General features: G+C 53.4%; 14 protein-coding genes. 4 read left to right on the forward strand and 10 right to left on the reverse strand.

Annotated elements, in window-relative coordinates; all coding sequences use genetic code 11:
- Positions 1–8: 8 nt before the first annotated feature.
- Positions 9–656: a LysE family translocator gene (locus tag MYB54_RS13715; protein WP_248720901.1), complete on the forward strand. Its 648-nt coding sequence runs from the start codon at positions 9–11 to the stop codon at positions 654–656.
- Positions 657–762: 106 nt separating this feature from the next.
- The gene (locus tag MYB54_RS22155) at positions 763–870 is read left to right on the forward strand and encodes a YohO family small membrane protein (protein ID WP_005972753.1); all 108 of its coding nucleotides are present in this window, start codon (positions 763–765) and stop codon (positions 868–870) included.
- 74 nt (positions 871–944) lie between these two features.
- Here MYB54_RS22155 and idi read toward each other — a convergent pair whose 3' ends face one another.
- Positions 945–1,484: an isopentenyl-diphosphate Delta-isomerase gene (gene idi, locus MYB54_RS13725; RefSeq protein WP_039273042.1), complete on the reverse strand. Its 540-nt coding sequence runs from the start codon at positions 1,482–1,484 to the stop codon at positions 945–947.
- A gap of 100 nt (positions 1,485–1,584) precedes the next feature.
- Positions 1,585–3,891 carry a beta-glucosidase BglX gene (gene bglX, locus MYB54_RS13730; RefSeq protein WP_039273032.1) on the reverse strand — a complete coding sequence of 769 codons (2,307 nt, stop codon included), beginning with the start codon at positions 3,889–3,891 and terminating at the stop codon, positions 1,585–1,587.
- A 397-nt stretch (positions 3,892–4,288) separates the two neighbouring features.
- On the opposite strand from bglX, the gene MYB54_RS13735 reads away from it, so the two are divergent.
- Entirely contained in the window at positions 4,289–4,975 is a 687-nt protein-coding gene (locus tag MYB54_RS13735; protein WP_248720902.1) for a glutathione S-transferase family protein, read from the forward strand.
- A gap of 77 nt (positions 4,976–5,052) precedes the next feature.
- Here the strand turns inward: MYB54_RS13735 and pbpG are convergent, their stop codons facing one another.
- The 8 genes from pbpG to dusC form a co-directional block, all read right to left on the reverse strand.
- Positions 5,053–6,000 carry a D-alanyl-D-alanine endopeptidase gene (gene pbpG / locus MYB54_RS13740; RefSeq protein ID WP_248720903.1) on the reverse strand — a complete coding sequence of 316 codons (948 nt, stop codon included), beginning with the start codon at positions 5,998–6,000 and terminating at the stop codon, positions 5,053–5,055.
- Between the two features lie 149 nt (positions 6,001–6,149).
- Complete coding sequence (locus MYB54_RS13745) at positions 6,150–6,659, reverse strand: DUF6622 family protein (protein ID WP_248720904.1); 510 nt, start codon at positions 6,657–6,659, stop codon at positions 6,150–6,152.
- Between the two features lie 62 nt (positions 6,660–6,721).
- Entirely contained in the window at positions 6,722–7,078 is a 357-nt protein-coding gene (locus tag MYB54_RS13750) for an FMN-binding protein (protein ID WP_039287233.1), read from the reverse strand.
- A 60-nt stretch (positions 7,079–7,138) separates the two neighbouring features.
- Entirely contained in the window at positions 7,139–7,681 is a 543-nt protein-coding gene (cyaB, locus tag MYB54_RS13755; RefSeq protein ID WP_248720905.1) for a class IV adenylate cyclase, read from the reverse strand.
- A 431-nt stretch (positions 7,682–8,112) separates the two neighbouring features.
- Positions 8,113–8,661 (reverse strand): hypothetical protein, encoded by a 549-nt coding sequence (locus MYB54_RS13760; RefSeq protein ID WP_180774790.1) that lies wholly within the window; start codon positions 8,659–8,661, stop codon positions 8,113–8,115.
- Between the two features lie 17 nt (positions 8,662–8,678).
- Positions 8,679–9,626: a homocysteine S-methyltransferase gene (gene mmuM, locus MYB54_RS13765; protein WP_205563458.1), complete on the reverse strand. Its 948-nt coding sequence runs from the start codon at positions 9,624–9,626 to the stop codon at positions 8,679–8,681.
- The gene (gene mmuP / locus MYB54_RS13770; protein ID WP_039519018.1) at positions 9,619–11,031 is read right to left on the reverse strand and encodes an S-methylmethionine permease; all 1,413 of its coding nucleotides are present in this window, start codon (positions 11,029–11,031) and stop codon (positions 9,619–9,621) included. The genes mmuM and mmuP overlap by 8 nt, the downstream gene beginning before the upstream one ends.
- Positions 11,032–11,219: 188 nt before the next feature.
- A complete protein-coding gene (gene dusC, locus MYB54_RS13775) occupies positions 11,220–12,152 on the reverse strand; it encodes a tRNA dihydrouridine(16) synthase DusC (protein ID WP_248720906.1) in 933 nt (310 codons plus the stop codon).
- A 209-nt stretch (positions 12,153–12,361) separates the two neighbouring features.
- Here dusC and MYB54_RS13780 point away from each other — a divergent pair, with 209 nt between their 5' ends.
- Positions 12,362–13,033: an epoxyqueuosine reductase QueH gene (locus tag MYB54_RS13780; RefSeq protein WP_039287249.1), complete on the forward strand. Its 672-nt coding sequence runs from the start codon at positions 12,362–12,364 to the stop codon at positions 13,031–13,033.
- Positions 13,034–13,083 lie beyond the last annotated feature (50 nt).

Raw genomic sequence — 13,083 nt, forward strand, 5'->3', positions numbered from 1 at the left:
GAAATATCATGTTTATCAATACCCTTTTTTCCGCCGATTCGCTCTTCCCCACCCACTTTCCTGCTCTGGCGCTGGCACATTTTGTGGCGCTACTGAGCCCCGGCCCAGACTTCTTTCTACTGACGGCCTATGCCATTCGCTACCGACTGCGCGGCAGTGCGGGAATTTGTCTGGGCATTGCGCTGGGCAACGGCGTTTACATTCTGCTGGCGGCGATCGGCTGGGTAGGCATTCAACATTCACCCACGCTGTTTACTCTCATCGAATTAGCCGGGGCGGCTTATCTGCTCTGGGTTGGCTATCAGTTAGTGAAAAGTCGCTCTGTGCTATCGCTACAGGCGGAACAGCAGTCCGATCGCTGTCCGACGCTGCGTAAACAAATCCTGCTTGGGCTCGGTTCGGCGCTGTTGAACCCCAAAAACATGCTGTTCTACATCAGCCTGATGACCAGTATTCTTGGGCAACATGTGACACCTACGCAGCAAGTCGTCAGCGGTAGCTGGATGTTTTCTGTCGTTCTGGTGTGGGATTTGTTGATCGCCGCGCTGATCGCTCGCCCGCTGATTCAGCAGCGTTTAACCCGCTGGCTTAGCCCGATTGAGCGCGGAGCCGGCGTCATTCTGATGTTTTTCGGTCTGCTGTTGTTATTTCGGTAAATGTTATTTCGGTAATGAGGGGCATTTAAAAAGCAAGGCGCGTTTCGGCCTTGTTTCATGGGCGGAAGGCATTATAATTCGAGGTAATTAACAAAAGGATAACCTGATGACTCTTCAAAAAATCGGCATTATCGGTCTCTTTGCCTTTCTCGCCTTAGGTGGCATGTCCGGCATGATGCTGGTGGGCTACATTATTATCGAGCACGCGGGCTGAGGCTTTCGGCCCATAGCGCCCGCCGACTGCACGAACGGTGCCGCACGGAAACGCGGCAATCCACATCGCTTTAATTAATTTGGTTGTTCAGACTGAAACGTCTGCCAGTACTCAGGGATACGTGCGAAGGTCAGTTGGAACCAGGCCGTAAATTGTTCGGGCGTCGTCGCCATCTGCTGGGCAATCTCGTCTATTGACTGGTAGGCATAGCTCGACACTTCATCAGGATTCATCTGCGGGACGTCGTCCGTCACGCCAAAATACACATGCCCCAGCTCATGCTCAATCAGCCCGTTATCCAGCGGCAAACGATAGGTCAGCGTAAACATCGGCGTCAGCGCACAGCGTAACCCCATTTCTTCATACAAGCGGCGATGTGCTGCCTGCAACGTCTCTTCACCGGGCGCAGGATGGCTACAGCAGGTATTACTCCATAAACCGCCGCTGTGGTATTTCTCCTCTGCGCGCTGCTGCAATAACAACTGCTGGCGAGAGTTGAAAACATAGACGGTAATCGCACGATGTAATGCTCCTTTTACATGCGCTTCCTGCTTTTCCATTACGCCCGTTGGCCTGTCATTTTCATCAACCAGCACCACTTCAGTCAACGGCATACCCTTCTCCTGCAATACCTGATTCTCCGACAATGATTCTGTATTACGGTCATCACAATCCGTCTCGCCGCCGGAGTCTTCGGCGGCGAGCTGAACATCATTATAGCAGGGTGAAGCTGTCGCTCTTCACACGCTGTGAATCCAGACCGATCATCACATCGAATTTGCCGGGTTCCACCACCTGCTGCATGCGGGCATTGTAGAACTTCAGCGCGTCCTGATCGAGCGTGAACGTGACCGTGCGGGATTCTCCCGGCTGTAGCATCACTTTCTCAAAACCGCGTAGCTCCTTCAGCGGACGGCTGATGGAAGCCACTACATCATGGAGATACAGCTGTACTACCGTTTCCCCTGCGCGGCTGCCGGTGTTTTTCACCGTTACGCTGGCGTTGATCGTCCCGTTACGCTTCATGGTCTGGCTGGACAAACGCACGTCTGACACGCTGAACGTGGTGTAGCTCAGGCCGTAACCGAACGGATAGAGTGGCCCGTTGGCTTCATCGTAGTAGTGAGACGTATATTTGCCTGGATTTTCCGGCGTGTAAGGACGGCCTGACGGCAGGTGATTGTAATAAATCGGGATCTGGCCGACGGAACGTGGGAAGGACATCGGCAGCTTGCCGGACGGGTTATAGTCACCAAACAGCACATCGGCGATCGCATTACCCCCTTCCGTACCGCTGAACCAGGTTTCCAGTAACGCATCAGCCTGCTGATCTTCACGCACCAGCGCCAGAGGACGTCCGTTCATCAGCACCAGAACCAGCGGTTTACCCGTGGCTTTCAGCGCGGCAATCAGGTCGCGCTGACCTTGCGGCAGGTCGATGTTCGAACGGCTGGATGCTTCATGCGCCATCCCGGCCGCTTCGCCGACCACTGCAACCACAACATCCGCCTTCTTCGCTGCTGCAACGGCTTCATCGATCATCACCTGCGGCGGACGTTTATCCACCTGAACGGCATCTTCATACTGATTCAGGAAATCGATAATGCCTTTGTGATTACTGACGTTGGCACCTTTGGCATAGAGAATGGTGGCTTTATCGCCGACAGCATTCTTCAGGCCCTGATAAACAGTAATCGTCTGTTTCGTGACACCCGCGGCAGACCAGCTTCCCATCGTATCGCGCTGGCTGTCAGCTAATGGCCCCACAACGGCAATCGTGCCTTCTTTCTTCAACGGCAGCGTTTGCAGGCGGTTTTTCAACAGCACCAGGCTTTTACGCGCCACGTCACGCGCATCCAGACGGTGTAAGCGACTTTCCGCATTGGTATCCACCGGATCGGAACCGACCGGCCCCAAGTGACGATACGGATCTTCAAACAGCCCCATATCATATTTCACGTTCAGCACCTGACGGCAGGCATCGTCGATCTCCTGCACGCTCACCGCGCCGCTTTTCACCAGCTCAGGCAGATAGCGCACGAAATACTCGTCGCTCATGCTCATGCCGATACCGGATTTAACCGCCAGACGCGATGCATCACGCGGATCGCTGGCCACGCCGTGCTTAATCAGCTCTTTAATCGCGCCGTGATCGGTAATGGTGATGCCTTTGAAATTCCACTGATCGCGCAGAACGTCTTTCAGCAACCAGCTGTTGGAGGTAGCTGGCGTACCGTTGATTGAGTTCAGCGCGACCATCACGCCGCTGCTGCCCGCGTCAATCGCCGCTTTGTAAGGCGGCATATAATCCTGGAACATGCGCTGAGGGCTCATGTCCACGGTGTTATAGTCGCGTCCGCCTTCCACCGCACCGTAGAGCGCGTAGTGTTTTACGCTGGTCATCAGCGAGTGGCGTCCCGTTACATCATCACCCTGAAAGGATTTGACTACCACACCGGCAATTTTGCTGGTCAACCAGGTATCTTCACCGAAGCCTTCCGACACGCGGCCCCAACGCGGATCGCGGGTGATATCCACCATCGGTGCCCAGGTCATGTTCAGACCGTCTTCCGTCGCTTCATATGCCGCTACACGCGCACTTTTCGCAATCGCATCCATATCCCAACTGGAGGCCAATCCCAGTGCGATAGGGAAAATGGTGCGCTGGCCGTGTACCACGTCGTAGGCAAAAAACAGGGGAATCTTCAGGCGGCTGAGTTGCATGACCTGATCTTGCATCGCACGGATGTCCGGGCGGGTCACCGTATTAAAAATCGCGCCAACCTGACCATTTCGGATCATTTCCCGAATGGCTTCTTTCGGGTTATCCGTCCCGACGCTGATTAATCGGAGCTGGCCGATCTTCTCTTCCAGCGTCATTTTTTTCAGCAGATCCGTGACAAACGCATCACGTTGCTGATGTGAAGGCGATAGTGAGGTCGGCGCAGACGTCAGTTCCTGCGCAAACGCCGGATTACAAGCAAGTCCAATTGCTATAGTCAGTGAAGTAAGCCATTTCATTCGTTATAAAGACCCAGTCAATCCAGGCGTCAGAGCAGAACAGAATAAGGCGCTGAAGCACAAGACAGGTTGAAGATTCCGACGGTCACATCCCTTCTCTGACAAGGCGAAAAACACCTTCTCTTGCCTTAAGCGAATAAGGCTTCCCGATAGTGGTTGCCGCACCGACGCACTCAAATGCACAGCGCGTAATATAGTGCATTTATTGAGGTTTCATTTAATAAAAACTGCAAGAATAATGCTAAACGGTACGCATAATTCACATTCCCTGCCTTCCGTTTGCACCAACATCCTGATAGCGGCGCGCAAAACCGATAGACGAGCCGCGGCAAGGAGGATGATTTCTCCTACCTTTCGTGCTAATCCTAAGACTTCGTTAACACAAGGAGCATCAGACATGTATCAGCTGTATATCGCCAATAAAAACTATTCGTCCTGGTCACTGCGTCCGTGGGTGCTGTTGAAAGCACTGTCGATTCCTTTCGAAGAGAAACTGGTTGCCTTTGCGCCGGGCATGTCACAGCCGGCATTTAAGGCCTTTTCTCCAACGGCAAAAGTTCCCTGCCTGATCGATGGCGAGACCACCGTCTGGGATTCATTGGCGATTATCGAATATCTGGCTGAACAACATCCCGGCGTCTGGCCTGCTGATGCCAAAACACGCGCCTGGGCACGCTGTGCCGCTGCCGAAATGCATTCCGGCTTTACCGCACTGCGTAACACCTGCTCCATGAGCTGCGGCGTGCGCGTTAAAATGAACGACATATCGCCTGACCTCAGCAATGACATTACTCGCATCTGCGAACTGTGGCAGGAAGGGCTGACGCGCTTTGGCGGACCGTTTCTGACAGGAAAACAGTTTTCAGCCGTGGACGCCTTCTTTGCACCGGTTGTCTTCCGTATCAAAACTTACCAGCTTCCCGTTTCGCCGGAAGCCACTGCCTATTGCGACCATCTGCTAGCGCAGCCCGCTATGCAGCGTTGGCTACAGGATGCATTAGCGGAAACCTGGCGTGAAGCTGCGCATGATGATGAAGTGAAAAAAGCGGGTGAAGTGATAGAAGATTTTCGCGCTCAAGCGTGACAGGCCGTCGCAGGCGGTGGCTCGCTCGGCCACCGTCAAGACATCCCCTTCCAAACCATCAGGAAGGGGAGTACTGATTATTCAGTTTCGATACTCGCCATGCTCTGCGGTTGGCGGGAAGCCAGTGATTTTTGTTTCTTATAGCTCAACGCGGCAGCAGGCACCTCGCTGACCTTACCGGTTTCCATCCACTTGCGCAGGCGGTTAGCATCCGCAAAGTGCGTATATTTACCGAAGGCATCCAACACCACTAGCGCAACAGGCCGCTGGTTAATGACCGTACGCATCACCAGACAGTGTCCTGCCTGATTCGTGAAGCCGGTTTTGGTGAGCTGAATGCTCCAGTCCGCTTTATAGACCAGATGGTTCGTGTTTCTGAACGGCTGGCTGTACGCCGGGTGGGAGAACGTCGCGGTTTTCTCCTGAGTGGTACTAAGCTGGCCCAGCAGCGGATATTGCTTGCTGGCAATCAAGAGCTTGGTGAGATCGCGGGCAGTCGAGACATTATTGATAGACAGCCCAGTTGGCTCCACATAGCGCGTGTGGGCCATACCCAACGCACGGGCTTTGGCATTCATCGCGCGGATAAACGCCTGATAGCCGCCCGGATAGTGGTGCGCCAGACTGGCCGCCGCGCGGTTTTCTGATGACATCAGCGCCAGTAGCAGCATGTCGCGACGGCTGATCTCACTGTTCAGACGAACGCGCGAGTAGACCCCTTTCATTTCTTTCGTCTGGCTGATATCGACAGAGATAATTTCATCCAGCGGTTGATTGGCATCCAGCACCACCAGCGCCGTCATCAGTTTCGTCACCGAAGCAATCGGCACCACCACATCAGGATTACTGGAATAAAGGATGTGGTTATCACGCAGATCCACCACCATGGCGCTACCGGAAGCAATTTCCTGATGCGCAGTACCAGCGGAGTACGTCGGCGCTTTCGCCACAGCCTGAGGCAACATCACAGCATGGGTTGATAGCACCAACAGGCCAAAAAGAGAAAGCTTAAAATCTTTAGTCATTCTTCAATAACTTAAACAGTATTCTGTTAAATGAAAGGGATGGGCAGCGGCATTATAATTTACCGCCCTTCCCTACGCACTCATGCAGCAGAAAAGCTTTGTGACAAATGTTGACAGACGGTTTGAGCAACCTACTGTTTTTTATCGTGTTACGTCAGAAACGGTCTTATTTTGCGCATGTGGTTGAGCAAACGCAGGCTGACGCCGCTGAATATCCCCGCGGTAATCCCACTCGCCGCGCCGGACAGCAGGCAGAACGCGGGGTCATGTGCCAACGCCGGAAACCGGGCCAGTTGGACGGAAAAATAGAAACGAGAACAAAACGTCAGCAGCATTAAGGCCAACGGCCACCACGAACCGATACGTTGAAAACGGTGCGATTCCGGCAAGTAAATGCCTGACGTTTTCCCCCACGCCCAGCCGATGCCCAGCCCAATAATCAACGCCAGCAGAAATCCACCCGCGGCCGCAAGCGGGAGCTGCAGCGTATGAAAAATCGCGCTGATGCCCCACGCCATAAAAATCATCGGCACAACTAACATCCGTACCAGCGATTGCTGCCGCGGCTGGCTGGCTTTTACGCCGGCATAAATCAGATAACCCAAAACGATCCACACCCAATAAGGCGTGTGACGCAGAATAATCAGCAGGTTTTCCACGGCAGTACGACTCCTTCATCACTCAGGCCGTCATCAACGGTGATAGCCAAAAACCGGTGTGACTACGGTGTGACTTTGGCCTGTTCCAGCGCCTGTTTCACCGCATTAATCACGCCCTGGCTCGATAACGTTGCCCCCGTTACCGCATCCACCTTGTTAATGTCCTGCTTCTCAATGAGTTCCGGCACAATCTGATCCGTCGCGCTCAGCATCATCGCTTCGGTATCGCCATGCTTCAGCACTTCAGCATTAGCAATCTTCCCGTCTTTAATGCTGACCGTGACCTCAACGTCTGCCGCCTTCCCCTGCGCTTTACCGATGTAGGCACCGTCTTTATAGTGCACCACATCACTACCATGAACAGACAGAGAGAACGCCATTACTAACGTAGCCAGCGCCGCCGAAATAGATTTTTTCATCATTTCCCCGTGTGCAAATAGAACAATAAAAACAACAATTCAATAACCAGAAAAGAACAATTAATTAAAACCTAATAATTGATAATAAGATTTCGTTTCAATATTATCCAATGGCAATTGAAGCCGTAACGCACACTCTATACACCGTTCTCTGAGTGCTTTCAACTGGTTCTCATCATCGGTCATCACCGATATTTCCACGAAATAACCCAGTGATTCAATATAATCGAGCGTAATATGGAAGGCGTTTAAAAAGTAGATGCTGCGGATTTTATGAATTTCAAAAAGAGGTCGATACCCCAACGTCTGTAACATGCTGTCAGTTTTTTCAAAGCCTTCAACGTTAACCGCTTCACAGCGGTCGATGCCCGGCCCTTTCACAATCCAGAGCTTAATGCCTGATGGCTCCATGCGGCGCACCAGCATTTTGATATTTTGCTGTTGCAGGCGATTCTCTGCATCATCGTAATAAACATCATGTTCTTTATTTTCAAAGACGAAAGCCTCGGGATGAAGGCTAAAAAGCGTATTCCTGAAAACGGCTATATCGTCGATGCGAAATTTAAGTTCAACTTCATATTTCCCTGTGAAATGTTCAACCATGTTCTTTCCCCTCACTGGATTCCCTGAAATAACATTGACTCCCCGCCATATCGAAACAGCGTTTTATTACGCTGCCATACGGAAATTCAAGATAATAAAGATTCGGTCATCCGCAAAATAGATCATACAGGTAACATAATATGGCCCAAGGGCCGTCCTCTCATCCTCCTTGATTAACGCCTTACGTCCTGTCACATCCTGACACTGCAATAGCACTATCGCGATCACATTGATTGTCGCGATAGCATTAACTCGATAGTCAGGCCGCGTTATTACCTTACAACGTCAGATGTCCCGAGCGCAATTTCCTGTCAGAGAATGCCTGTCGACGAATGCCATCGGCGATTTCCCATCAAAAAAAGGCGGTCAGCGCCCTTGCTGGACGCTGACCGCCGTTAATAGTAGCTGAGAAGAGAAAAACCGCTAGTTCTTCACGCCGCAACTGCTGGTAATAGCAAAATCAGTGCAGAATTGAAGCCGTGATGGTGCATAAACTCACGCAAAATCAGCAATCGGGCGGAGAAGGCATTCTCTAGCGGAATTCCCTCCCAGGTAGCCGGGCTCCCCAGCATGACGCGCTCCAGACGTTTAAATGTCCGCTCCATGTCATCCTGCGGCAAGCGCCAACCTGCTTCCTCTTCTTCTGCTCCCGAAATCTGAGCAATAGTGACCAAGGCAGGGTCGAAAGAAAACAGAACGGAATCCGCAGGAATATCGTGGCGAATGCGCGTCACTTCATCCTCTACCGCCATGATCGCCCGCTCCATTTCGTCCGGCGTTGGGGGAAGATGCCTGAAAAACGCTGCCGCCGTTTTGTCAAAACCGATGGTCAATTGCAGGGTTGCCGACGGCTGTGATGACGTCCCACAGACAACCGTCGTCTGCTGCTCGCCAATGTACAGCACCGTTACCGGCACATCTGGCGCTACGCGTTGTCTGGCAAGCGAGTACGCCTGTTGCAGATTCACATCATTTTCCATCACGGCATCCCCCTTATTTAGTGCTGCCCCTCATGCTGGCAGCAGCGTGCAATACCGGCGATATCGGCGGGCGTGGTGCGGCAACAGCCGCCAATCAGCCGTGCGCCAGCTGCCTGCCACTCGGGCAAATACGCGGTCAACGAGCAGGCATCATCGTGGGCGCTGCTCCAGGTTTTCGTTACCGCATCATACTGCTCGCCGGAATTGGGATAAACCACCAACGGCAAATCCGTCAGCGAGGACAGGTGCGTCAGCGCTGGCGTCACGTTTTCCAGCGCGATGCAGTTGATACCCACAGCGACCACCTGCGAGCAGGCGTTGACCCGCGCCAGCACCGTACGCAATGGCGTGCCGTCGCTGAGGTGCTCGCTGTCACGCAGCGTGAAAGAGAACCAGGCCTGCGCCTGAGGGAACTCGGCCAGTAACGCAATCAATGCCTCTATTTCAGCAAAAGACGGCAGCGTCTCGCAGGCCAACAGATCGGCACCTGCCTCGTGCAACGCCGCTATACGCGGCCGATGAAACGCCATCATCTCGGCCTGCGGCAGTTGGTAATCACCGCGATACTCCGAACCATCCGCCAGATAGGCACCGTACGGCCCCACCGATCCCGCCACCAGCAGCGTTCCAGCCTGCGGATTATCGCGACGGTAATCATCCCGCGCCTGCGCCGCTAGCTGTACGCTCTTAGCAATCAGCGCCAGTGATTCCACTTCGCTATACCCACGCGCCTTAAACCCTTGCGGTGTCGCCTGATAGCTGGCGGTAATCGCACACTGCGCCCCGGCTTTGAAATAATCGAGATGCACCTGATAAATCAGCGCCGGGTTTTCAACCAGCACTTTCGCCGACCACAGCGGATCCGTTAAATCACAGCCGCGCGCTTCCAGTTCGGTCGCCAACGCGCCGTCCAGCACAATCGTTGAGGCCGTCGCCAGCATTTCGGTAACCGTATTTTTACGCAATGTCTTCCGCTCCCGTTAATCTACGTTTCTTCATTGACTGCGTGAAATAATAAGCACCATAACACAGCGCGACAAACGGAATTCCACACCACAGTGCAATCCGCTGGCTTGGGTCAAACGCCAGCCCGACGCAGGCCAGCAGGCACAATAGGAAACCAAGAATCGGCGTGATGGGGAACCAAGGGGCGCGATATTGCAGATCCGAAAGCGGTTTTCCCGAGCGAACATGATGGCGGCGGAACATATAGTGCGAGGCGCAGATGCTCAGCCACACCGCCACTACGGCAAAACCAGAAATCGCGGACAGTGCCACATAGACGGTATCCGGCGCGACCACGCTGGAAAACAGCGCCAGCAGCCCGCCCAGCATACTGACGGAAATAGCAAAAAGCGGAATACCACGACGCGTCAGACGAGAAAAACGGCGCGGCAACGTACCTTCGTTGGACAGCGACCACAGCATACGTCCCGAGGCATACAGCCCCGAGTTAGCGGCAGACAGGATCGCCGTCAAAATCACGAAATTAAAAATGTCGGCGGCGTAAGGAATACCAATCTTTTCAAATACCAGCACAAACGGACTTTTCGCGATACCAGCCTCTTCCATCGGAATGATCGCTGCCAGTACCAGCACAGTGCCCAGGAAGAAGATCACCAGTCGCGCAACGGTAGTACGAATCGCCATCGGCACTACCTTCTGCGGATTCTCGGTTTCTCCCGCTGCGATGCCGATCAGCTCCGTACCGGAGAAAGCGAAGTTTACCGCCACCATCGTCATCAGGATCGGCAGGCCGCCGTGTGGGAACCAGCCCGACGCGGTAATGTTCTGGAAGAACGGCGCAGGTGAACCGTCCTGCATCGGAATAAAACCAAACATCGCACCTGCGCCGAGCACAATAAAAGCGAGAATCGTGACGACTTTAACGATAGAGAACCAGAATTCCCCTTCGGCAAAGAAGCGGGACGACACGATATTCAGCAGATAGATCAGCACACAAAACAGCAAACACCAGGTCCAGACCGGCACCTGCGGGAACCAATACTGCATGCAAAAACCGGCGGCGGTCAGGCTAGAGCCCAGTGCAACCGTCCACGTCAGCCAATACAGCCACGCCACGGTATAACCTGTAGCCGGGCTGAGATAGCGGGACGCATACACATGAAACGCCCCGGTTTCCGGCATCGCGACGGACAGCTCACCCAGACTCAACATCACCAGATACACCACCAGCGCGCCGATCAGATACGCCAATAGCGTCCCGGCCGCGCCCGTCGTGGAAATAATGTAGCCCGTATTAAAAAACAGACCGGTGCCGATGACGCCACCGAGCGAAAGCATCACCAAATGGCGAGCTTTCATGGTGCGCTTAAACTGCCCTTCCGTGCCTGATGCGTGTTGTTCCATGATGACCTTTCATTATAGACGTCTAAACTTCCAGATAGATGGAGTGTTATACCGCCAACCGATTCGTAAAGTAAAGTACAGGCCAGCGGGAGAGTGATGAGGTGCGTTAAATCTGAACAGCTATTGTCAGGAATATAGAGAGGGGAAAAAGAAGAGAGAGAAATAACGCGTAAGGAAGCAGTGAGCACTTATGGCTCACCAATCACACGGGCAATATCCGCCGAGGTCTTCAACGTGCGGATCTCGCTGAATAACTCGGTGGCGTCGTCGTACTCTTTACGCAAATAGCCGAGCCACTGTTTGATGCGTGCGACGTGATACAGTCCCGTGTCACCCTGCTTTTCCAACTGCACATATTTTTGTAGCAGCAGCATGACCTCCGGCCACGGCATACGCGGTTCGTTATACTTAATCACGCGGCTCAGGTTCGGTACATTCAGCGCGCCCCGCCCAATCATCACCGCATCGCAGCCCGTTGTCGCCATACAGTCCTGCGCGCTCTGCCAGTCCCAGATTTCGCCGTTGGCGATCACCGGAATCTGCAATCGCTGGCGGATTTCCCCGATTGCCTGCCAGTTAATGCATTCGGCTTTATAACCATCTTCCTTCGTGCGGCCATGCACGGCCAGTTCAGTCGCTCCTGCCTGCTGCACCGCGTCGGCAATTTCAAACTGGCGAGCGCCGGAATCCCAGCCCAGACGAATTTTCACTGTGACCGGCAAATGCGCAGGCACCGCCTCACGCATCGCTTTTGCGCCCCGATAAATCAGCTCGGGATCTTTCAACAGCGTCGCCCCGCCCCCGCTGCCGTTCACCAGCTTCGACGGGCAGCCGCAGTTAAGATCGACACCATATGAGCCCAGATCCACCGCCCGCGCCGCATTTTCCGCCAGCCACTGTGGATATTGCCCCAGTAGCTGTACGCGCACCAGCGTGCCTGACGGCGTACGGCTGGCATGCTGTAGTTCCGGGCAAAGGCGATAAAAGGATTTAACCGGCAGGCACTGATCCACCACACGTAAAAATTCGGTGATGCACAGGTCATAATCATTTACTTCAGTCAGCAGTTCTCGCACTAATGAGTCGAGAACCCCTTCCATCGGGGCAAGCAGAACACGCATAACGCTACTCGGTAACCATTAGATCGTTAATCACAGCCATTCAGGCCAAAAAAAGCAGGCAATCTTAGGGGGTATTGTACGGGGAACGCAACGGGAAAGATAACGCTGGGCAGGCCATGAGGTTGCCTCTTGTGAACATATCATCAATAATTCGTGACGAATTTGTACCGACACCGTCCTTACGGACCACAACGAAGTGGCTATTTTTTATGTCGAATGTCAAAACCGCAGAATTTAAACGTCCGCAGCTTTCACTGCCCAACAGCGCAGACAAACTGCTGCTGCATTCCTGCTGTGCGCCCTGCTCTGGTGAAGTTATGGAAGCCATCACCGCTTCTGGCATCGACTACACCATTTTCTTTTATAACCCCAATATCCACCCGCAGCGTGAATATCTGATCCGAAAAGAGGAAAACATCCGCTTCGCTGAACAGCATAACGTGCCTTTCATTGATGCAGATTACGATTCGGATAACTGGTTCGAGCGCGCTAAAGGCATGGAATGGGAACCGGAACGCGGTATTCGCTGCACCATGTGTTTTGATATGCGCTTTGAGCGCACAGCGCTGTACGCCGCAGAAAACGGGTTTAGCGTCATTTCCAGTTCGCTGGGGATTTCACGCTGGAAAAACATGCAGCAGATTACCGAATGCGGACAGAACGCTGCGCAGAAATATCCCGGCATCACCTACTGGGATTACAACTGGCGCAAAGGCGGCGGCTCGTCACGCATGATCGAAATCAGCAAACGCGAACGTTTCTATCAACAGGAGTATTGCGGCTGCATTTATTCCCTGCGCGATTCCAATAAGCATCGCAAATCACAGGGGCGCGATATTATCCGCATCGGTAAGCTGTATTACGGTGACGAAACCGAGTAACGCTACGCCAGAGTCAGGCACGCCGTGCGGCGTGCCGTTTTCACTGCCTC

It is taken from the genome of Pectobacterium nicotianae, from assembly GCF_023272715.1.
GTDB lineage: Bacteria > Pseudomonadota > Gammaproteobacteria > Enterobacterales > Enterobacteriaceae > Pectobacterium > Pectobacterium brasiliense.